A 22476-nucleotide genomic window follows, 5' to 3' on the forward strand; every position below is an offset into this window, starting at 1 on the left:
ATATATGAAAACGGATCTTATAGAAATTTTTCAGACTATCAGAGCAGCTTTACAACCTTATACTACCTTAGGTTTTAATGATGGTACTAACAGTGATCAGAAATATGATCTCTGGGCAATTCCACCTGCCGGAGCTGACGGCAAAGAAAAGCCGGAAGTGTTTTTCCTGAGTTTGGAAATTAAGGATGACCATGTCGCATTTGATTTGCTTCCTGAGTCTGTCCCGCAACATGAACGAACACTATATATTAAAGAGCTTGATGATGTAACTTTGAACCTGATAGAAGATAAAGTAGCTGCTGGTTTTAAGGTATGCAAAGAGCGGGGATGGGTTTAATCAGGCTAAAACCAGGTGAGGAGAGATGATAAAGAGCAGGAATTGCTATAAATAAAAAATAAGAGTGAGTATAAAAAAAACGGGCTGGCAGCAAGAGCTTAAACAAGAGTTACAAAATATTGGAATCGAGTCAGAATGGATTATTTCTGACTCTTTTCTTTTGCTCGGATTTAAGGATAATCAGGAGTTATACCTTAATCTGTTAAGTGCCGGTGATCATCCTGATTCAGCAGAAACACTGGCGCTGCAACAGCAATATAGTCAAACCGGCAAACAGCTGATTCAGCTTTGGGAAGATATCTGGTATACCAGATCCGCGCAAATTCTAAGTCGTATTAATGCATTGCTCGGTAAAAATAAAAGAATTCATGGCAGAAAAACTGCGATAATCAGTATAACCCAGCCACAGGCAGATACTTTTCTAAATCAGCATCATCTTCAGGGTTCAGCTAAGGCAAGACACAGGTATGCGCTTGTTGTGGAAGATAAATATGTTGCTGTGGCTACTTTCAGCGGTAAGCGGAAAATGACCAGGAGACACGCAGATTATACTTCAGTTGAATTGATCAGGTTTGCTACTGCCGATGGTTTCACCGTGCAGGGCGGATTGAGCAAATTGCTTAAACATTTAATCAAAACCATTCTTCCAAATGATGTAATGACTTATGCAGATCTGGATTGGTCTTATGGAAAAGGGTATACTAAACTGGGCTTTGAGCTGGTTGAACAAACACCGCCTTCGGCAATATGGCTGGACCAGGCTGCAAATACAAGATATTTTCCACATCGTTTACCTGATGAAATCAGTACAGCTGCAGCTCAGCTTACTGAGGCTGAAAGAATAGTTTATTTAAATTCCTTACATTATATCAGTGTTTTTAATATGGGAAACCTGAAGTATATTTTAACATGCAAATAGATAAAAAACCTCTTTTAATTATATTAGGGCCCACAGCCTCCGGAAAAACGAGACTGGCTGTCAGTGTTGCCGGCGAATTAAACGGAGAGGTGATCAGTGCGGACAGCAGGCAGGTATTTAAAGATATGGATATCGGTACCGGAAAAGATCTGCATGAGTATATGATTAATGGAAAAGCAATTCCTTATCATCTGATCAATATCAGGGAAGCAGGAGAAAACTATAATGTTAATGCTTTTAAAGATGACTTTTATAAAGTATTCGAACAATTGACCCGGCAAGGCAAACTCCCGGTATTATGTGGTGGTACCGGTATGTATATTCATAGTCTGTTACAAAATCACGAGTATACGGCAGTTCCGGTAAATCAGGACCTTAGAGATAGTCTTCCCATACATGATATTCATTTATTAAGGGAATTACTTGCAGGTTATCCAGCTGCTGTAACTGAACACGCAGATCTTTCCTCTGCTAAAAGACTGGTCAGGGCTATTGAAATTGCAGAATATTTACAACATCATACTTTAACGGAGGAAAACCGTCCCGGGGTTCAGCCATTGGTTATCGGTTTAGATGGAGAGGTTGGACTGCGCAGAGAGCGGATCTATAAAAGATTGAACGAGCGTTTTGCTCATGGCCTTATAGAAGAAGTAGAAGGGCTTTTAAAGCGTGGAGTAAGTGCAGAAATGCTGCTGTTTTATGGCCTGGAGTATAAATTCATTACTGAGTACCTTCAAAATAAGCTCAGTTTGCCAGAATTGAAAGAAAAATTATACATTGCTATACGTCAGTTTGCCAAAAGACAGATGACTTTTTTCAGAAAGATGGAAAAAGACGGTATTATGATAAACTGGCTGGACTCTGCTCTGGAACCTGCCCATTTAACCCGTGAGGTTATCAAATTATATCAGCAGGCTTTTGAGCTATAAATGTCTGTCAGATAAGCATATCAGCCGTTTTATACTTTATTCCGCAGCATTTGAACCGGTGCTATAGTACGGAGATATTTCAGTCTCTGGAAAAACACCATCTATACCGGTTTCATGCCCGTTTAAGGGGGGGCAGTGCCGGAGATTCCTGTAATGGCATGCCTTTTGTATTTACCCCTTTGAAAGGCTGATAATGATTGTCAGCCGTGAAACACATGAATAAATATAATAAATAATGAAAAATTCTACTAAATATCTTGCTTCGGCAGTAGCTGCTGTGGCAATATTCTTTACAACGAATGTTAATGCTCAGAAAATAGGTGTTGGTGCAAGTATCGGTGTTCCTACAAACAATAATTATAGTGTTGCTGCAGGGATTGATGTGCGTGCGCAATTTGATGTAACTAAACAGCTATCAGTTCCAATTGCAACAGGTTATAACCACTATTTTGCAAAAGACCGTGTTTATAGTGCAGGTGCAGTAAACAATATTAAAGTTCCTGACTATGCCTATATTCCGGTAAAAACTGGTTTAAAGTATTTCTTTGACCCAACTGGTTCAGGTATATATGCAATGGGTGAAGTAGGTGCAGCTTTTGGTGTATCTAAAAATTCAAAAACTACTTTCCTTTACGCACCAACTTTAGGTTACTCATGGAGTAATGGTTTAGACCTGGGTATCAGATATGAAAATACTGGTAAAGGTGATGCCTTACGTTATGCGAATAACTATGATAACAAAAGCGTAGGACAGATCGCATTGCGTATCGCTTACGGGTTTAAATTATAAGTATATAAAATATAATATTCTTGAAGAAGCCGCCATTAAAAGGGCGGCTTTTTTTATGATTTCAATACACTTAATTAGTATTTAATAAATTAATTTTATAAAAAAAGCCGTCTGCTGGTTACCAGTTATGACGGCATCTTTGTGTTTAAGAAAACTGGTGCTGTTTTTAAGCAGGTACAGCCTTATTCCAATTGTTTTAAAGCCTTATTGATCTGTTCCTGCTGCTGCTCTCTTAATATTTCCACAGGAGGTGCAGCCCTTTCCATACAGTCCATAATACCACAACGTTCACAGGTGGTGTGAACAGTTTTTACAGGAATACTCATGTCATTGACAAAAGACATGGCCTGAAGCAGTTTCTGATCTATTAACAGCCCGATCGTTACACTGATCATTTCGTCTTTTTTACGTGCTGGTTTAGAAATAGAAATACATAAATACCTGTTATGCGTTTGCCAGTACTGAGATATCTGTGCTTCCACAACTGGATATTTGTATTTTTTGCTGTCTACCAGATCTGCCGTATGTTTTAAAGAGGTGATAGAAACCCATCTGCGGCAATAATGTTCATGTGTAGCATTGGCATAAGGATTATGCAGCTGAGAAAGATGCAGCTCTTTGGTAATCTCATAAGCGTCTTTTTTTACATTACCTGATATACGCAAAAAGAAAAGCTGATCTATGCCGAAATGTTTGGGTAAGATGTTAGTCAGACGCTGTATCATCATTTCGGGAGTTACATCATATACATTGCAGAGATTAAGCCAGGCTTTATCATCCCATTTTGTCTGTATCATGATGCTTTTCACGTCTTCAACAAATCTTTCTTCCTGCATGAGCAGCGCGACGGCAAAATAAGAAGCTTTAAAATTATTCAGCATCATATCAAATGAATCGCTCTGCTGAATGATAGTCTCATAAGGTCTTTCTGTAATGGAAAGGTATTGAAAAGCTATTTCTCTGGCCAGCAGAAACTTTTCCTGTGCTGCGGTCATCCCTTTATTGATATAAAATATCTTATTGGCAGCAGAATAAAAAGAACGCAGACCATGCAGGGCGTCCATTGTATTCATCCGTTTACGGTTTACCTGTATACTGATTCCTGTTAATATAGTTTCCAGTAAAGGAATGTCAATCTGTAAAATTTCTTCCCAACCGTATTCTTCTCTGAACTTTCTTACTGCGTCTTCAATAGCTTCAAAATAATTGTCCTGCAGATCCTGATAAGAACGCAGCGCTGCATTATAAAAGTTCTCTTTTGATAGCTGATAACTTCTTGAAATTTTGAGCAGTGTGCTGATAAAGGCTGTTACTTTATCAGGTGTGTTGGAAAATAAGTCAAGTAAAGCAGCCGGAGTCAGACCAAAATGTTCCCAGGGAATAGCATTAATAAAGTCGGAATTGATCAGATCTATAATAGGCTGAAGCTTTTTATTGGCTCTTAAGGATACCAGGTAATCATAATCCACACCCAGTATTTTTGCCAGTGATAGTATTTTATCAGCCTTCGGGAACTTCTTACCCGTCTCAATATCATGTACATAAGAAAGTGACATCCCTGTTTGTTCAGCAAGCTGCTGATAAGACAGTCCTTTTTCCTGACGCAGGGATTTTACTTTAAGGCCTAAAATGAGGCGTACACTATCATTATTGGTTATCATATCACTAAAGTAGTTAAAAGGAGTCAATCAACGAAAAAAAAAATATTAGCGAAATATTCGCTAATTGAGAATAATCCGTATATTGTATAAAATTTACAACCATGACGTCAAATATGAATCACACAGAAACATGGTACACTACCCCAGAGGGAATGACCATAAATGCCCCGTTCCGGGCAACTTACAAAGAAGTGCTTTCAGCAGAAGCACTTGAATTTATTAAGGCATTGCATCTGCAATTTAATATACAGCGCAAAGCGCTGTTAGGGGAGAGAGATGTCGTGCAGCAGAAAATTGATGGCGGGTGGAAGCCTCATTTTCTTTCTGAAACCGCATCAATCAGGGAAGGTGACTGGCAGATTGCTCCGGTTTCTGATGATATTCAAGATCGCCGGGTTGAAATCACAGGACCTGTTGAACGTAAAATGATTATCAATGCGATGAATTCAGGTGCCAATGTATTTATGGCAGATTTTGAAGACAGTAATTCTCCTAACTGGGATAATGTAGTTGGTGGTCAGCTTAATCTGCGTGATGCAATTAACAGGACAATCAGTTTTACCAATCCGGATAATGGTAAAATATACCGCTTAAATGAAACCACTGCAACCTTATTTGTACGCCCGAGAGGCTGGCATCTGGAAGAAAAACATATAGAAATTGATGGTGAACCTATCAGCGGAAGCCTGCTTGATTTTGGACTTTACTTTTTTCATAATGCAAAAACATTAATTCAAGATGGGAAGGGACCTTATTTCTATCTGCCAAAACTGGAAAGCTATCAGGAAGCCAGATTATGGAATGATGTGTTTGTTTTTGCACAGGATTATTGTGGTATCGCTCAGCAAAGTATTAAAGCAACCGTGCTGGTAGAAACTATTCTTGCTCCTTTTCAGCTGAATGAAATTTTATATGAACTGAGAGATCACTCTGCAGGAATGAACTGCGGACGCTGGGATTATATCTTTTCTTTTATCAAAAAATTCAGGAATGTTCCGGGTTATGTTTTTCCGGATCGTGCACAGGTAAATATGACGGTGCCTTTTATGCGCGCTTATACCCAGTTAGTAATCAAAACCTGTCACAAACGCGGTGCACATGCGATTGGTGGAATGGCAGCACAGATACCTATTAAAAATAATGAAGCTGCTAATGAAGCCGCTATCAAAAAAGTAAAAGCTGATAAACTGCGTGAAGTAACAGACGGGCATGATGGTACCTGGGTTGCTCATCCCGGGCTGGTTGCTATAGCGAAAGAAATATTTGACCAGGGGATGAAAACACCTAACCAGCTCCATGTAAGCCGTGAGGACTTTGCTTGTACTAAAAATGATTTACTGGAATTACCTGAAGGTACGATTACAGAAGAAGGATTAAGACAGAATATCAATGTAGGTATTTTATATCTGGAAAACTGGCTACGGGGAAATGGAGCAGCGGCTATCTATAATTTAATGGAAGATGCAGCTACAGCAGAAATTTGCCGTACACAGGTTTGGCAGTGGATACATAACAAAGCCAGATTAGATGATGGCAGGGAAATCACCCATCGTTTGTATGAAGACTTACGCGATGATGAAATCTGGGAGATCAGAAATATGGTAGGGGCTAAAGCTTATCAGGAAGGTGCTTACGTTCAGGCCATCTGCATTTTTAACAGAATGGTCGTACAGAATAAGTGGGTTGATTTTCTTACGCTGCCGGCTTATGACCTTATCCTCTCGAATGATGAAAAAAAAATATGTAAAGAAGAGGAGCCGGAGTTGCAGCAGGCACCGCCGGAATCTGTATCCGCAGAACGATAAAATCCGGCAAACGGAGCAGTGAAAGATAATTCAATTATAAAAATAAACAACCAGCTATAAAACCAATGTAAACCTAAAAGAACAATCATCATGGCAACAGAAGCAAAAGCAGTACAGCTCATTACCGAATGGCAGACCAACCCGAGATGGGCAGGTATCAATCGTCCTTATACCGCAGAAGAGGTTTTAAAACTGCGCAGCAAAGTGGAAATTGAATATTCCCTTGCCAGAAAAGGAGCAGAAAAACTATGGGTGAAACTTAATTCACAAGCTTATGTGGCTGCACTGGGTGCTTTAACCGGCAATCAGGCAGTTCAGGAGGTGGCAGCAGGACTGGAAGCTATTTATTTAAGTGGCTGGCAGGTAGCAGCTGACGCTAATTCATCGGGAACGATGTATCCTGATCAGTCACTTTATCCGGTTAATTCTGTGCCAGATGTAGTGAAACGTATCAATAACGCTTTTTTACGCTGTGAGCAGATAGACTCTGTAAATGGCGATAATACCAAAGACTGGATGGCTCCGATAGTTGCTGATGCTGAGGCAGGCTTTGGTGGCAATCTAAACGCTTTTGAACTGATGAAAGCTATGATTGAAGCAGGTGCTGCAGGTGTTCATTTTGAAGATCAGTTATCATCTGCTAAGAAATGCGGGCATCTGGGCGGAAAGGTATTGGTGCCTACTCAGGAAGCGATCAATAAATTAGTTGCAGCCAGGCTGGCTGCAGATGTAATGAATGTTTCTACTTTGATTATTGCCCGTACAGATGGCGAAGCTGCCAACCTGATTACTTCTGATGTGGATATCAGGGATCGTGAATTTATTACCGGTGAAAGAACAAACGAAGGGTTTTACACGGTAAGAAATGGCCTGGAACAATGTATTTCCCGTGGTTTATCTTATGCGCCCTATGCAGATATGATCTGGATGGAAACTTCTAATCCCGATCTGAATATTGCCAGGGAATTTGCAGAGGCGATTCATGCTGTATACCCGGATAAACTGTTAGCCTATAACTGTTCACCTTCATTTAACTGGAGTAAACATTTGACTGAAGAACAAATTGGAACTTTCAGAGAAGATCTGGCTGCGCTGGGTTATAAGTTTCAGTTTATCACACTGGCAGGATTCCATGCACTGAATACTTCTATGTTTGAATTATCAAACGCCTACAGACAAAAAGGAATGGCGGGGTTTTCACAATTACAGCAAAGGGAATTTGCCTTACAGGAACATGGATTTAAGGCAGTAAAACACCAGAGTTTTGTAGGTACCGGTTATTTTGATTGTGTGCAGAACACGGTGCAGCAGGGGACTGCTTCTACTATAGCGATGAAAGACAGTACCGAAACTGCCCAGTTTCATTAATTATAAAAATACCAATGAGGAATTTAACCAGATAAGGGTGTTCAGTTTACCTGGACACCCTTATTCTATTTGAAGCTTTTGGCCAAAGCATACTATTCTTCCTCTTTTTCTTCGAGTTTAGCCTCTTTGTTTCTTTTTAAAGTGATAACTGGTTTATCCTGTGTTCCGGTAATTGTCAGGGGAATACCAATCAGGCCGAAAGGAGGTAAGCCTATTCTTCCGCTCATATTTAAGCGGCCGTCAAAACTAACCTGTCCCTCAAAACGTGGTCTGAAACCAGCAATGCGCATCTTAAATCTTTCTATAGTAATGATATTCTTATTGATAGCAGATTTAATCTGTACATCACGTAAATCAGGATTATTTAAACTATCTCTGCGTGTTGCTTTACTCACTGCATTCATCATTTTAAAACCGCTTAAGCTAACTTTCTTTAAGGATAATACACCAGCTCCTTTAAGTGAAGGATATACCGGCATCATATCCTGATTCAGTTTTCCTGATAATTGATAGTCCAGACCAACCACACCTTTTACCTTTGAAGCCGAAGTGGCGAGCGTTCTGAAGATTTTAATCTCCTTATAAGCTCTTGCAATATCAAATTCTTTGGCCGAAATATGATAGTCAAAAACTGCAGATTTAGGTGTTATACTTTTATAAGTAGCATCCATATTAACTGCAGCATCTATCAGGTTAAAGCTGGTTTGGTTTAAGGCTAATGTCCCATCCTTTAAAACCAGACTGCCTTTTGCATTTTTGATTTGGAGATCATTATAGAATACCGTACCCGCATCAGCAGATAAAGTAACATCCAGATTGGAAGGAATAAGGATTACCCCATTGCTTCCTGCAGGTGTGCCCGGGATAGGCTGAGGTGTATTATACACCATTAACTCATCAGCAAAAATGCGATTACTCTGAAAATTGAAATTCCCTGTCAGCTTTGCATTTGGCGTCAGTACATAGTTAATGATATTGCCCAGCTGACCATCCATCGTAAAATCTGACTTTCCATAACTGGCTTTGAATTTCTCAAATTTCATGTTATCCTGCGCGAAAGAAAAGACACCATTTTTGATCAGGAATGATTTTGGAAAGAGATCAGACTGAAGATTGATATTATTCACGATCAGGCGGCCTTTGTTATTAAGTTTTTGATAATTTCCAGCCATTGCATCACTCTGAAGCCCTTTTAAGGACAGGTCAGTAAATACCGTTCCGTTGACATTATATCCTTTGACAGCAAAAAACTGATACATTTTTCCGATATCTATGGTGCCTTTTGAAGTGATATTATAAGATACATTTTCAAAGTTTCTGACTGCTGCTTTCAACTGGAATGGCTGGCCGGTCATGATAAAGGAGACAGGTTTGATATTGACCTGAGTACCTCTTAAAGTGCCATCCCTGTTAATCAGTGTTCCATCAACTACAATCTGCTCCATAGGCTGCGCAAAATGAGCAGTTTTAATTCTTCCGTTTGACAGTTTGAAAAATGCTTTTGTGACCGGGAAAGTTTTTCTTTTTTTATTGTAAACACCCTTGCTTTGCAGATCCATGTTCAGCTCACCATTCAATTCAAGGTCTTTCAGCGGATAAAACTCTTTGATCTGGGCCAGATTGATCATCGATTTTAACTTGACATCTATAGCCATCTGACCAGGTAATATACTGGCCGATCCTCTGATATAATTGCTTAATGCCTGCACATTAATATCGCTGATATTCAATTCTGTATGTTTATAGTTCCCGTCGTTGTTATGCCCGTCAATATTGAAGTTGATCTGATCAATTGAAGCATGCAGCGAAGGATATTTGAAATATCCGTTACGCAGGGATGATTTCAGGGTGAATTTTGGGATCACACTGACCGTATCTATCTGTCTGATACCACTTCTGACTATTCTTCTGGTAAACTGTCCGTCAGCTTTAAGATTTATAGTGTAAGTGCCTCTTAAGTTGCTTACCTCAAATATTTTCCCCCATTTGGTTAAGTCTATTGATCCTCTGGTATCAATATGGACTTTAGGTTTTTTTAAGCCGTTTAGTTTAAACACTGATTTTACATAATCTTTGCCCATGTTAAAATACAGGCTGTCCATATCAATATATAAACTGTCAGGATTTAAGCTGGGCAGCTTCATCTGCAAATTCAGATACAGCTTAGTGATGGCTTCCGGTGCTTTTGCATTGGCGATCTCACCCTCCCGTACTTTGATATTAAAAGATAATGTAGGCATGATCCTGCGTTTTGCAATGTACTTACCTATTAAAGACGCATTAAGCTCAGCATAACCTTTAACCGTTGTCTTTTGCAGCCGGTTGGCAATTGATGGCGGCAATACATTGAAAATGTTATGAAGATCAGTTTCTTTAGCAGCTGTCCTGAAATTAATATCATATCCGTCTTTCAGGAATGAAAATTTACCTACAAAAAGGATGGGCAGCGTATTTATTCTCAGATCATTTTCATTGAACATCAGGTCAAGTGAGTTTGTATTGATCTTGGTCAGCAGTTTTGCATCTATCTTTTTGTGCAGCAGGTAAGGTGCATTATCATAATATAAATCCAGTGAATCTATTCTGGCATTACTTTTCAGGTCGAAAATTGCTTTGCTCAGATCGCCGTTACCTGTATAATTTAATCCTTTTGCACTAACTTTCATCGGAATTGATTTATCATTATAAACCAGGTTACTTTTATTGATGAAAATTCCTTCAATCTTTATGGCTGCGGAGCTGCTGTCGGGAGAGCTTTTAGGGCTGTTACTGCTTTTGTAGACATTGTAATTGGCATTTCCTTTCTCGTCTACCTGAATATTGATATTAGCCTGATCCAGAAATACCTGATCAATCCTGACCTGTTTGGAGAAAATAGTACTCAGATTTAGACGGAAGGATAATTGCTTAGCCTGAATCAGCGTCTCTTTTTCAAATGGGGCTGAGCCCTTTAAAGTAAAATTATTGAGGCTGAGTGTTAGCGAAGGAAAGTGTTTGAAGAAAGATAAACTCGTGCTTTCAAATTCAACTTTTCCATTAATATTATCATTTATGCGTGTCTCTATCTCTTTTGATATAGTGCCCGGTATGAGATAGGGGACTAACAGGATCAGCAGAATTAAGGAGACAATACTTATTCCGGTGATTTTCAGTACTTTTTTCAATCTGGTAGATGATTAAGATGTGTGTGGGTACAAAGATATATTTTATTTATTATTTCATTAATGAATGAATATTCACTTATATTTGTACTATCATTGGATTATTATGAGAACAAGAGATATAGAGAAAGAGAATCTGGTCAAAAAAATCGCTGTAGAAACTATTGCAGAAGGCGGTTTTGAAAGTTTTAGTATGAATAAGCTTGCCAAAGCCTGTGGTATTTCCGTAGCCACACTTTACATTTATTACAAAGACAAAGATGATCTTCTTTCTCAGCTTGCACTTGAACATGGTAAACTAATGGGAGAATCAATGCTCTACAATTTTGATACGGAAGCCTCATTTGAAGACGGATTGCGCCTGCAGTGGGAGAATCGTTACCGTTACCTGATCAATAATCCTACACTGATTCGTTTCAATGAACAAATGAGAGCCTCTGTTTACCAGGAACAATTTCTTTCAGCTTTGATGGAAAATGCTTTGGTGCCTTTTAAAAAGTTTAATGAGAATATAGTAGCCAGGGGAGAAGTAAAGGAAATGCCTTTTGAGGTTTTCTGGTCGGTTGCATTTGCTCCGCTGTATGCACTAATCAAATTTAACAACGAGGGGCAAAGTCTCGGAGGAAGACCATTCAAAATGACAGATGCTATGTTATGGGAGGCTTTTCATCTTGTTGTGAGAGGATTGAGAGAATAAACTGTAAATAGTTTTTTAACAACGAATTTAAACAGAACCTAAAATGACAAAAAATGGAAAATTTCAACCATATCCTGCTTTTTAGAACAGATATAAAATCTGAAGAGGATAAACAGGCTTTGCAGCCTTTACTGGATAAAAACAAAAATATCGAACAATGGAATGTGGATCTCGATGATGAAGATTATGTTTTAAGAATTGTTTCTTACAGCTTAAAGCATGATGACATCATAGAAATGGTCCAGGATCACGGCTATAGCTGCTGTGAGTTAACTTAATTTTATGGAAACTAAAGGAACTATACCTTTTTCAGGCTATCAAAAGATCGTCATCTTTATTTTAGCAATGACTCAATTTACTGTTATACTTGACTTTATGGTGATGTCTCCTTTAGGAGATATGCTGATTAAGTCATTAAGTATGAAACCTTCATCTTTCGGGATTGCAGTTTCTGCTTATGCTTTCAGCGCAGGGATTTCAGGTTTATTAACCGCAGGTTTTGCGGATCGTTTTGATCGTAAAAAACTGCTTTTATTTTTTTACACAGGTTTTATTGTAGGAACCTTTTTATGCAGTCTGGCCAATTCTTTTGAACTGCTGGTAGCTGCACGTATTATCACAGGCTTATTTGGCGGTGTAATCAGTTCTATCTCTATGGCTATTATTACAGATCTTTTCAGTTTACAGCAGAGAGGAAGAGTGATGGGATTTATACAGATGGGTTTTGGTGCAAGCCAGGTACTGGGTATTCCAATCGGTTTATATATTGCCAATAAATGGGGATGGGAGTCTCCATTTGTTATGGTTGCAATAGTTGCAGTCATTATAGCTGTTCTAATTGTAACAGTGTTAAAGCCAATTAACAAACATCTTGGTTTACAGCGTGATCAATCTGCATTCAAACATCTCTGGCATACGGTTTCAAAGAAGAATTACAGAATTGGTTTTGCTGCAACAGCAGCGCTTTCTATAGGTGGTTTTATGATGATGCCTTTTGGTAGTGTGTTTGCAGTAAACAATTTACGTGTTACTCCCGAAGAATTACCCTTATTATTTATGGTATCAGGAGTAAGTTCACTGGTCATTATGCCGCTGATCGGCCGTTTAAGTGATACAGTAAGTAAATTTAGAATTTTCAGTATTGCTTCAATCTGGACGATGATTATCTGTGTGGCCTATACCAATTTATCTGCAACACCATTTTGGATTGTGATAGGTCTGAATGTGCTGATGATGATAGGAATAATGAGCAGGATGGTTCCGTCTTCGGCCTTAACCAGTGCAATTCCTGACATGGCAGACAGAGGTGCATTTATGAGTATTAACTCTTCTATGCAGCAGATTGCCGGAGGTATTGCTGCAGCAGCATCAGGAATGATAGTTGTTCAGCAAACTAAATTCAGCCCGATAGAACATTATGATACTGTTGGTTTTGTTGTCGTTGCGGTTACTTTAATCAGTATTTTTCTGATGTACAGAGTAAACAAACTGACTAAAAAGAAACCGGAAGCAGCTCCTGATGTTGAAAAAGCAGAATTGTTAGCAGCAGAGTTTTAATCTGCTCCAGGGTTGAGGTGACCAGAGTGACAAATTAACTTGTCGCTGATGGTTACTGCATTGCCTTAAATGAATGGTTGAATGACTCATTTCTCAGGAAATAAGTTATTCAGCCATTTTTTTTGACAGGATATAGCTGATCAGGTTATGAATCTGCCGCAATAGACGCTTTTGGACACTTCGTCGCTCATGACATCTTTAAAGGCTATAAATACTTCGTAGGTATTCTTTTTCAGGTAAAAAGGATCGAGGTAAAAGGTGTCTTTTAACTCGTCTCTGCGGGCACCACTGTAATTGATATGGGGGCGCCTGTAGGTTTTACTGTATAACAGAATGATAGCCCTGTCACCCGGATTACCCGTTTCGGTTTTATCCTTATCCCATTTGAAATGAAAGGCATTTTCTGCTACCTGAACGGTTACATTTTCTGGTTTTTGGAGTGGGCCATCGGCTACCAGAATCGTATCCCAATTGATCTCCTGGTTAGGAAATTCACCTTTAACGCCTGTCAGCATATTCACGGATTTGGCTGCATTGTTTGCCGTAATGTTCCGCTCTTCGGCTATTTGTTTGAAGCCGGTTCTCAAAAATGGAGTAACAGCATTTAAAAACGGACTTAATACCTTCATTTTATTGGCCTGAGCCTGCTGAGGGATAGTTCTAGGTCTTTTTTTACGGGGTTTGGCAGGTAATGACCGTGCGCATACCTTGTTCTTCCAGGTATAAATAACGACGTTTCCGATTCTTCCTCTGATACCTGCCAGTACGGTGCCTTCCTGTATAATTGCCATAATCGATCTGATTGATGTTACAATATAGGGGAAATGGTATTGTAGAATTATAGCTATAAGTGTTTAAATAATTAATTATTAAGACCTTATTCAAGCTTTATTCGAAGGAAGCTGAACCTTGTTTGTATAACCTCTGAACAATGTCTGAATGATGTCTGAACAAAGTATGGCTAGTATGCTTATTATCAATAGATTATAACGATGGTTTTTGGCGTGTTTTTTAGCTTGAATTGTTCGCTCTGCACGGTCATCATATTCAAGAAACTGATGATTATATTTAAACGGGAATCAGCTGATCAAAATCACTGGAATTTCCATGTTAGGGATGTAGTTTAGTTGATTTTACCTTATTAAATAGGATTGGACAAACATGTCGTAATTATGCCGTAAACAAGTCGTAAGGAAAAATGGAGTCTTAGCCTATCTTTATAATACCAAATAATAAAGTATGAAAAATACAGAGATATCTCAAAAAATTAAGGAACTGCGTAACCGTAAAGGTTTTAGTCAGGAGCAATTGGCTGAGACTGCTAATATTAATCTGAGAACGGTTCAGAGAATCGAAGCCGGTGAAACTGAACCAAGGGGTGATACATTGAAAAGAATAGCAAATGCGCTAAACGTTGCCCCTGATGAATTGATAGACCGGGCTGAACAGGATGACAAGGGATTTTTAGTGTTTCTAAATATATCTGCACTGTGTTTTATTGTATTTCCTTTGTTAGGAATTATCGTTCCGCTTGTTATCTGGATGTTAAAGAAAGACAAGGTTAGAAATATTAACGAAACTGGAAAACGTCTTGTGAATTTTCAAATTACATGGTGTTTAGTTGTATTCTTGTTATATGCCCTCGTTTTAATTAGTGTGATGTTCAATGTGTCAATCCCACTTCCAAATCTCAGTGAACACAGTAATGGGATAATGGAAATAATTATGATTATGCCTGTATTTTATGTAATCAATGGAGTGATGATCCTCATTAATAGTATTAGATGTTATCATAAGAAAAAGGTGTTATACCAGCCTGCTATTAGATTTCTAAGATGAAGTTAAGAGGGATTTATCGATTTATTTATCAATAAACCACCTTAAAAAAGAACCAAAAGACTAAAATAGTAATGATAATTTACAGGTTAAATTAAAAATAAAAGAAGGAGATGATCAGAGGCAGTTATGGTATCATTTACCTTCGGATGATCTTTTGAATTTTTTAATAAGAATTTTTAGGTTTTCTTTATCTGGTACATCGACTTCTTTAAGTTCAAATGAATGCTTAAATTTTGTTTTTTCTTCGCTAACATTATTGATAAGATCAGCCTTTGGAATATGATTGAAAATTATGACGGCTTTATAGAGATACATATTGTCTGACCGCTTATCTTTGATCAGAAAGGAATAATCAAGAGGTTTTTTTCTAAAGTAAAAATAGGAGGAATCAGGATCTCTCTCTGACATCTTTCTGTTTGTAATTATTTCAGTCAGATAACCATTTTTATAATCTTTTATGAATTTAATAGAATCTTTTCCTTTACCCCTTCCATAGTAAAAAAGAGATGGGAAATGTAAAAAGTCTTTGATTAATGAATCTAATGGATAAATTTTACCTGTTGAATCAGAGATCGAATTATAACAAACGCCATATTTTTCACCCTTTTTAGAAATGAAATATCGATAACGAATTTCAAGTGTTGCCGGCCTCATTGGATCAGGAACTTCTTGTCCTGAATTGTTTATTTTTACATAAGTATTAGTAACCTTGTAAGGCTCTCTTAATATTGTGTAATTATTTGAATAAATAAGATCAGGAGAGCGTGTAAATGTAATATGTTCCCCAGTTTTTTGTGGGACTTCCCAGGTATTCGTGATGTGAATAGCCTTAAAGTCTTTTAAATCTTCATTCAGGGTAAAACTGTTAAAACCTATATAAACAAAGACAAAAGGGACTATTAAGGCTATTTTAAGAAAGAACTTCATTTTTAATCAATTATACTGTGAATGACTTGCTTGCAACTCCGCTAATCAATATCTCCTTCAATAGGTAAACCAAAACAATAAGTAGTTCCCCTTATTTTAAAGTTTAATGTCATCGTTGCTAAATGTGAACCAACGACAACACCATTTGGAGGTAATATATCAGTATAAGCTACTGTAAAACCACCAGTTGACCCTGTTAAATATACGTTTTGGTGTGCGATAGATGTAAATTGCCAGGCCCCACTTACCAATTGCTGATAACCTACATCTACGCTGTTAAATTGATAAGAATTAAATAAGCCTCTATAAGCTGTCCACGTATATATTATATACCTGTTAGCTGAATCTATATCAGTAGTCACACTTGATACAGAAATATTAACTGCTTGACCTGCAAGCGCAGCTTCCATTTCGTCAATACAATTTTGGGTGCCGCCGCCTGGATTTCCACCACCACCACCAGGATCTCCACCACCACCTCCAGGATCAGTAATAGATCCAAATAAAATTAAATATGTTTTAGCCTTTTCCGAATTTATTTGTTTCTTTTTCATGATAATTTAAATTGGGGTATACATTATTTATCCATGCTTGCCAATTCCATATCCTTATTTAATCCAGGAGCTTCATTCTTGTGCTTTTAAAAAAGAACTAAGTGATTGTATCTCAAATGTATAATATTGGACTTCTCTAAGCGAAGTCATTTGTCTCATTCTTGAAAGTGCTTATTACTAAATTGATTTATACTGAAAATTATAGAATTCGAGATATTAAGAAATAGATTAACATTGCTTTTAAATGACATACTGTGTTGGTCTGAAACTTTAAAATTAAAATCGATCATGTTTATTTGGAATTCGGTGAATAGAACATTGGGACTAGTGTCTCCAATTCTATATCCTATTGTCCGTAAATTTATCTACCAGATTATTACGATGATAGCACCAGATGATTTACGGAATGTGATTTATGAATTGAAAGGTATGATTTACCTGAGGTAAAAAGAAACTCTGAAACCGGAACTTTTGAACTAAAGGCTAATTCAAGTTTATTGTCAAATTTGTCAGGAAATTACGGAGCATTTATCGTCAGATCTATACTGCATAAATTAAATATCAATGAACATCATGTGTTTAAATGGAGATTAGAAAACAAATTTAGGCAGTATCAAATCCTAAATTATTATTTTCCTGACTGTATGCCCAAAACACTTAGTTTCTCTAAGCTACTAAATCAACCTAATGGGGTTTGGCAAATCAAAGAGTTATTTGCTAATGGGTTCTTTCTTAAAGCAACTTTAGGTGACGCGTCCTTTTCTAATAAAAATTGGGATAAAACAGCAGAATTTGATTCTATTGCAAAACTCCACAATGAACGTAGTGTTGAATATGAAAGCTATATGCTTCAAAAGAAACTAGACCTTAAATGCGAATTTAGGGTACATACATTTTCTAAAGATATTATTCCCGGTCTTGTTTATGTCATGCAAGGACAAATACCATCAGACAAACGTACTGAGGTAGAGAGATTTGTAAATGAGGTTTTGCGAAAATTGCCTGATGTGATTTTGCAGGGAACGATGATCGCATGGGATATTGCACTCACAAAAGATGATCAATATTATGTTATTGAGGCCAATTTTACAGGATTTCATCCAGAGTACCGCACCGGATTCCAAACAACGGGTTATGTTGATGATCATCATTATGGATCAATAATCTGCGCTTGGTTAAATAATTATTTTAATCAAAAATTCGGGGTGTATATAGATGCGGTTGACAGTAGTCTATTAGCAAATTATCCATTTTATGTGGCATTTCTATTTTACACAATTTCGATTACAAAGGAATTTTAATCAGGCAAATCCCTTTTGAAATAAATAGTGCTACATCCATAAGTGATTATGATGTAATAATTCCTCATCGGGGAGATAATCAATATTTGAGAAATGTCCTCTCTTTTTTACCGCATATAAGTGAAGAAGAAATATATGTCGGTATTGACCAGGGATTAACAGAAGACCTATTTCAACTCAAAAATGACTATGCTAACGTCTCTTTTTATAATTTCACACCTAATCCGGTTGGCCCTTACGTAATCAGAAATAGGCTGATCAATTTGAGTGACAATGAACTTATCTTTTTTCAAGATTCGGATGATATGCCTTGTTCAGATCGATTTGAAAGAATATCAGATTATATGAGAAAGCATGATTGCCAGTTATGTGGCTCTCACGAACTCAGATTGGATTATTATAATAGAACTGTTCAAGCAGTTCGATTTCTGACAGATGTAACTGCCGCATTAAAATCAGGTCCCTGGCATTCACTGCTTCATCCAACTTCTGCAATCACAAGAAAAGCATTCAATGAGTGCGGGAAACTATCAGAAGTGAGAATTTTTGGGAATGACACCAAGTTTTTGTTCAACAGTTTTTTTATTTTGAAAAGTATAAAGAATATAAATGAGTTCTTATATATCCGGAGAAGGCATCCCGGTTCCCTCACTACTTCTCCTGAAACCATGATTGGATCGGTTATAAGGAAAACGTTAGGGTATAAATGGAGTTATGACTTTGAGCAGGTAAAAAACGGAGTTCTAAAACTTGAAGATTCAAGCTTAAGGCATGAAGGCTCGCAATTAATATATGAGGTTAGGAAATTATGAAAAGCAGACTCGGTTTTTATTTTCCTGGACTCATCTGCCACTTGCAAAACAGAAGAAGTTTGCAAGCGGCATGTTTGAAAAAAGTGATGATTTTAGAAGGACTTACTAATCATAAATCTATTTACCAAAAATTATTGTTATAGCAGAATGGTCTGAAAAAACAATGTTCATTTTGTAATCCATTAACAGATCAGCTCCTGCTGATACCCGACTGATCTATCATTTGACTATATATACTTTTAATCGTTTTGTTAAGCTCCTGTTGTTTGTAGCCGGCAGTCAATTTATCAAGTTCACCCAGCACATACAGACTTATTCTTGTATTTTGCAAATAGCCCTGTTGAAATTCTGGTGAAAGTGTACAGACATAATTGAATTCGTGAGCCAGGAAATCAGTAGTTTGTTTAGTTAGCAGATTAGCCTCCTTCTGGTGATTCAGTGCATATAAATTCTGAATAGTATAAATTCTGTTAATCGTATCTCTGACCGTATAATTGTTTAATGGTAAATCTTTTAAACATTTCTGCAGCAATCGGGTTGCCTGAGCTGGCTTTCCTTCCATAATCAGATTAGCAGCCAGTGTATTGTTAAATCCCCAGGTGGAAAATACGATTCTTTTAGATTCCTGATCCAGATACGAGGCTTTATGAAATCCTGAATAATCTATTTTGTTCATGACATTGCTATACATGACATCAGAATTTGTTTTGTCACTTTTATCACGGAGATCGTTTGTTTCGCTTTTAAAAGGTAACAGACGGTAGGCATAACCTTCCAGGTAAAGATATTTATCCAGCCCGGCATAAGTATCTTCTGATACTGAAGTCGCAAAATATATCGGGCGTTCCCAATTGTTATGGACCAGGATATCAAACAAGGCTAAATCACCTTTGCTTACATATGATTTGTTAAAGCTCCATTCCATCGTTTTTGCGACATTGGCTTTCTGGGCAGGAGTGATGGTATGTGTTTTAACCAGTTGTTCCGCATCTACTGTCAGTTTGAGTTTTCTGGCCGGCAGGAAATTCATGAATGATCCGTCAGTCATCTGTACCTGATCTTCTTTATTATCGGAAGTCATTACAGAGAACAGATCTTTGAGTTCTACACTATCAGTTAATCCATAATCTACATAAGGAAGATAATCCCTGACACCGGAAACATATTTTTCTTCTCCCATACTGATAGGAAGAGGGGCGGAGTTATTCACCCTTTTCTTCAATTGATTAATAAAAGAAGCATCAGGAAGGAACTGCATACAGATTACTCTTACATCTGTTCTGAATCCTTCAACTTCCTGCGCGTACCAGAGCGGGAAAGTATCATTATCTGCATTGGTGAAAAGTATAGCATTCGGAGCACAGGAATTTAAATAGTTTTTAGCCCAGTCGGTTGCAGTACTTTTATGCGAGCGGTCATGGTCGTCCCATCCCTGTATGCCCATTAATACAGGAACTGTCAGTAAACATATACCAGTAGCCATAATCAGGCTCAGTCTTTGTCTGGTAACCCTGGAAAGGATTTCTTTGACTGCGAGGACACCAAAACCAATAAAGATGGCAAAGGCATAAAAAGAACCCACATAAGCATAATCTCTTTCTCTGGGCTGCAAAGGATCCTGGTTAAGATAAAGTATAATCGCTATTCCGGTAAAGAAAAACAAAGTAAGAATTACAATGACATCAGTTTTGTTTCTGCGGTATAACCAGATCAGGCCGGCAATTCCAAGAATCAGCGGGAAACCGTAATAAACATTATGTGCGGCATTGGTGGTCACAGTTGCAGGCAGGTCAGACTGATTGCCCAGACGTATAGCATCCAGTGTTTTAATGCCGGATATCCAGTTGCCATTTTCTATTCCTCCATGGCCCTGTATATCGTTCTGTCTGCCCACAAAATTCCATAAGAAATAACGCCAGTACATATAGTTAAGCTGCCATGACGTGAAAAAAGTAAGGTTCTGAGTAAATGTTGGCGTTTGTCCTTCGCTGAGGTTCAGCCATTGCTGATAATATTTATCATGTCCGGGTTTCTGACTGAAAGTTCTCGGAAACAACATGTTTTTGTCATAAGTGGTCTTATAGGTTTTGCCGGATATCTCATACTTTGAAGTCCCTTTGCGATAAGTATTTCCAGTTTCTTTATTCTCCACTACCTTAGCATCAAAAGTATTCCCGTAAACCAGTGGGGTTGACCCATAGTTCACTCTGCCCAGATACTCGTAAAGAGAGAAAGGCTGATCCGGGTTACTCAGGTTAATGTTGGTTTTTGCATCAGCTCTGATCAGGATCATCAAATAGGAACTGAAACCAAAGAGAATAAATACCAGACACAGCAGCCCCATATTCAGATTGTATTTTTGTCTGCGCACTGAGTAGTGGATGGCCAGGTACATGAGTATGGCAAACATCAGGACAAAGAATAGCGCTCCGGAGCCAAAAAACAGGCCGAAAGTATTGACAAACAGGAGGTCGGTTCTGGCAGCAAAAAGCACAAAATACTGGATCAGTACAAACTGTACTATTCCAACAATCACACAACCTGTCAGAAAAGCTTTGGTGATACCAATAAGTCCTGGTTTCTCTGTTTTTTTAAAGTAGTAAACTAAAGTTACCGCAGGGATGGTCAGTAAACTCAGTAAATGCACGCCAATGGAAAGACCTACGATAAAAGATATAAAAACCAGCCAACGGTTATTGGTGTCGCTTTCCCACCGGAGTATAGCCCAGAAGGTAACTGCGGTAAATAACGAGGAAAGCGCATAAACTTCTGATTCTACGGCCGAAAACCAGAAAGTATCAGAAAAGGTATAGGCCAGGGCACCTATTGCGCCGGCAGCTATAATACTGTAAGTCTTTTTGCCGATTTTTTCTCTTCTGTAAACTTTTGCAGCCAGTGCGGTTATGGTCCAGAATAAAAACATGATCGTAGTCGCACTGGCCAGAACAGCACTGAAATTGATCCAGTAGGCAATATTTGCAGTGTTACCCATAGCAAGCAGACTGAATAACTTACCGATCATCAGAAAAAGTGGTGCGCCTGGCTGGTGTCCAACCTGTAATCTGTTGGCAGTAGCGATAAACTCCCCGCAGTCGTAAAAACTGGCGGTAGGCTCCATGGTTAACCAGTAGGTAAGCAGAGCAATACTAAAAAGTATAAAACCAGCAATGACATTGATGCGGTTGTATTTCTTCTTTTCTTCCGGGGTATTTATAAGATCACTGAATTCTGTATCAATCAGCTCACGTACATCAGTCATATTGAATTTGGCTGATGATGGTTTTTGCTCCAGGGAAGTAATCAGATGATCATATAATTCATCAAATATATTTTCTGTCAGCGATAAGCCCAGAAGATGCTGACGAATTTCCAAATGCTGTTGGGCAGTTAGCTTCATGAGAGTTTGGATTTTAGGTTAAGCAGTAATTGCAGATTCCCGATAAAACTCTCCGCTTCCTGGAGTTTGTTTTCTACTTCTTTTTTTCCTGCGGTAGTGAGTGTATAGTATTTGCGTACCCTGTTATCTACCAGTTCGGTACTGGTAGACAACATCCCTTCGGCCTCCATTTTATGCAGACTGGGATACATTGCACCTTCAGTAAGTTTAATTTCACCGCTCGTGATTTCTTTTACTTTCTGTGTGATTTCATAACCATACATCTTATCATTTTCCTGAAGGAGTTTCAAAATGATAGTTTGAAGACTGCCTTTTAACATTCCGTTTGCTGTACTCATAGTACAAATATATAATTTTCCTATATACATAGGAAAATTATGTATGTTGTTTAATTATTTTTTTCGGAGTGTTCAGCTAAACGG

Annotated in this window: 19 protein-coding genes; 12 read left to right on the forward strand and 7 right to left on the reverse strand. The window is 38.0% G+C overall.

All coding sequences use genetic code 11. The features are described from left to right. Positions 1–4: 4 nt before the first annotated feature. The 4 genes from PL_RS25220 (at position 5) to PL_RS25235 (ending at position 2975) form a co-directional block, all read left to right on the forward strand. Complete coding sequence (locus PL_RS25220) at positions 5–337, forward strand: hypothetical protein (RefSeq protein WP_041877373.1); 333 nt, start codon at positions 5–7, stop codon at positions 335–337. Between the two features lie 64 nt (positions 338–401). Further along, positions 402–1256, forward strand: coding sequence for a hypothetical protein (locus PL_RS25225; RefSeq protein WP_041877372.1), 855 nt, complete (start codon positions 402–404; stop codon positions 1254–1256). After that, entirely contained in the window at positions 1247–2185 is a 939-nt protein-coding gene (miaA, locus tag PL_RS25230; protein ID WP_041877370.1) for a tRNA (adenosine(37)-N6)-dimethylallyltransferase MiaA, read from the forward strand. The genes PL_RS25225 and miaA overlap by 10 nt, the downstream gene beginning before the upstream one ends. Positions 2186–2420: 235 nt before the next feature. Next, positions 2421–2975 (forward strand): hypothetical protein, encoded by a 555-nt coding sequence (locus tag PL_RS25235; protein WP_041877369.1) that lies wholly within the window; start codon positions 2421–2423, stop codon positions 2973–2975. 182 nt (positions 2976–3157) lie between these two features. On the opposite strand, the gene PL_RS25240 is transcribed toward PL_RS25235, so the two are convergent. Next, positions 3158–4636: an XRE family transcriptional regulator gene (locus tag PL_RS25240; RefSeq protein ID WP_041877368.1), complete on the reverse strand. Its 1479-nt coding sequence runs from the start codon at positions 4634–4636 to the stop codon at positions 3158–3160. A 113-nt stretch (positions 4637–4749) separates the two neighbouring features. On the opposite strand from PL_RS25240, the gene aceB reads away from it, so the two are divergent. Next, on the forward strand, positions 4750–6441 hold the full coding sequence (gene aceB / locus PL_RS25245) for a malate synthase A (protein ID WP_348620649.1): 1692 nt from the start codon (positions 4750–4752) through the stop codon (positions 6439–6441). A gap of 90 nt (positions 6442–6531) precedes the next feature. After that, positions 6532–7809: an isocitrate lyase gene (gene aceA / locus PL_RS25250; RefSeq protein WP_041877366.1), complete on the forward strand. Its 1278-nt coding sequence runs from the start codon at positions 6532–6534 to the stop codon at positions 7807–7809. A 92-nt stretch (positions 7810–7901) separates the two neighbouring features. On the opposite strand, the gene PL_RS25255 is transcribed toward aceA, so the two are convergent. Next, the gene (locus tag PL_RS25255; protein WP_041877364.1) at positions 7902–10973 is read right to left on the reverse strand and encodes an AsmA family protein; all 3072 of its coding nucleotides are present in this window, start codon (positions 10971–10973) and stop codon (positions 7902–7904) included. Positions 10974–11076: 103 nt separating this feature from the next. Here PL_RS25255 and PL_RS25260 point away from each other — a divergent pair, with 103 nt between their 5' ends. Genes PL_RS25260 through PL_RS25270 form a run of 3 tightly spaced genes read left to right on the forward strand, consistent with a single transcriptional unit; the run spans position 11077 to position 13224 of the window. Beyond that, positions 11077–11667: a TetR/AcrR family transcriptional regulator gene (locus PL_RS25260; RefSeq protein WP_041877363.1), complete on the forward strand. Its 591-nt coding sequence runs from the start codon at positions 11077–11079 to the stop codon at positions 11665–11667. Between the two features lie 53 nt (positions 11668–11720). Further along, positions 11721–11945, forward strand: coding sequence for a hypothetical protein (locus tag PL_RS25265; protein ID WP_041877361.1), 225 nt, complete (start codon positions 11721–11723; stop codon positions 11943–11945). Between the two features lie 4 nt (positions 11946–11949). After that, complete coding sequence (locus PL_RS25270) at positions 11950–13224, forward strand: MFS transporter (RefSeq protein WP_041877359.1); 1275 nt, start codon at positions 11950–11952, stop codon at positions 13222–13224. 140 nt (positions 13225–13364) lie between these two features. Here the strand turns inward: PL_RS25270 and PL_RS25275 are convergent, their stop codons facing one another. Beyond that, positions 13365–14015 carry a DUF6266 family protein gene (locus tag PL_RS25275; RefSeq protein ID WP_348620653.1) on the reverse strand — a complete coding sequence of 217 codons (651 nt, stop codon included), beginning with the start codon at positions 14013–14015 and terminating at the stop codon, positions 13365–13367. Between the two features lie 448 nt (positions 14016–14463). Between PL_RS25275 and PL_RS25280 the strand changes: the two genes are divergently transcribed. Further along, the gene (locus tag PL_RS25280; protein ID WP_052496191.1) at positions 14464–15063 is read left to right on the forward strand and encodes a helix-turn-helix domain-containing protein; all 600 of its coding nucleotides are present in this window, start codon (positions 14464–14466) and stop codon (positions 15061–15063) included. Between the two features lie 132 nt (positions 15064–15195). Here the strand turns inward: PL_RS25280 and PL_RS25285 are convergent, their stop codons facing one another. Both PL_RS25285 and PL_RS25290 read right to left on the reverse strand, forming a co-directional pair. Next, positions 15196–15990: a hypothetical protein gene (locus tag PL_RS25285; RefSeq protein ID WP_041880660.1), complete on the reverse strand. Its 795-nt coding sequence runs from the start codon at positions 15988–15990 to the stop codon at positions 15196–15198. Between the two features lie 41 nt (positions 15991–16031). Then, on the reverse strand, positions 16032–16544 hold the full coding sequence (locus PL_RS25290) for a hypothetical protein (protein ID WP_041880658.1): 513 nt from the start codon (positions 16542–16544) through the stop codon (positions 16032–16034). A 506-nt stretch (positions 16545–17050) separates the two neighbouring features. Between PL_RS25290 and PL_RS25295 the strand changes: the two genes are divergently transcribed. After that, complete coding sequence (locus tag PL_RS25295) at positions 17051–17845, forward strand: hypothetical protein (RefSeq protein ID WP_041880656.1); 795 nt, start codon at positions 17051–17053, stop codon at positions 17843–17845. An 86-nt stretch (positions 17846–17931) separates the two neighbouring features. Continuing rightward, the gene (locus PL_RS25300) at positions 17932–18657 is read left to right on the forward strand and encodes a glycosyltransferase family A protein (RefSeq protein WP_041880655.1); all 726 of its coding nucleotides are present in this window, start codon (positions 17932–17934) and stop codon (positions 18655–18657) included. Positions 18658–18847: 190 nt separating this feature from the next. On the opposite strand, the gene PL_RS25305 is transcribed toward PL_RS25300, so the two are convergent. After that, a complete protein-coding gene (locus tag PL_RS25305; RefSeq protein WP_052496190.1) occupies positions 18848–22054 on the reverse strand; it encodes a glycosyltransferase family 117 protein in 3207 nt (1068 codons plus the stop codon). Further along, positions 22051–22392, reverse strand: coding sequence for a PadR family transcriptional regulator (locus PL_RS25310; protein WP_041880653.1), 342 nt, complete (start codon positions 22390–22392; stop codon positions 22051–22053). Before PL_RS25310 ends, PL_RS25305 begins: the two co-directional genes overlap by 4 nt. Between the last annotated feature and the right edge of the window lie 84 nt (positions 22393–22476).

The organism is Pedobacter lusitanus (assembly GCF_040026395.1).
Taxonomy (GTDB): Bacteria; Bacteroidota; Bacteroidia; order Sphingobacteriales; family Sphingobacteriaceae; genus Pedobacter; species Pedobacter lusitanus.